This window comes from Gluconobacter sp. P1D12_c (genome assembly GCF_018812105.1).
Lineage (GTDB): Bacteria > Pseudomonadota > Alphaproteobacteria > Acetobacterales > Acetobacteraceae > Gluconobacter > Gluconobacter oxydans_A.
On sequence record NZ_JACSIQ010000475.1, the window covers coordinates 1 to 446 of the forward strand.

Sequence of the window (446 nt, forward strand, 5' to 3'; positions counted from 1 at the left end):
GTCAGGCGCTCACGGAACAGCCAGAGTGTTTTGGCATCAGGAACACGATCTGAAAGCCCCAGMCCAAGGAAGCGCATGAAGGAGAGGCGATCGTTGATCAGATATTCCGTCCGTTTGTCGGACAAATTGTTCAGCGTCTGGATCACCAGGATCCTGAACATCAACACTGAATCGAACGGCGGTCGCCCGCCCTTGCTTCCATCTGAATAGGCCAGAGCCTGCTCCAGATCAGGGCGGAACACCTCAAAACCCACAGTCCGGGAAAATGCTTCGAGCTGGTCACCAAGCCCRCTCAACCGGGCAAGCCGYTCTTCAACATCAAAGAAACCCGGCTGCTTCATCTTTCATCATCCCCAATCAACTAAGGGGAAATGGAATCACAGAGCAGACCTCAATACCAGGGGGTTTTTCGAACCCTCCACCTAGGCCCTCTGAACCGAGTAAAT

General features: G+C 53.5%; 1 protein-coding gene. It reads right to left on the minus strand.

Annotated elements, in window-relative coordinates:
• Nucleotides 1–341: transposase (locus KP705_RS17740; RefSeq protein WP_215765237.1), on the minus strand; the 341-nt coding region annotated here is incomplete at its 3' end.
• Nucleotides 342–446: the final 105 nt, after the last annotated feature.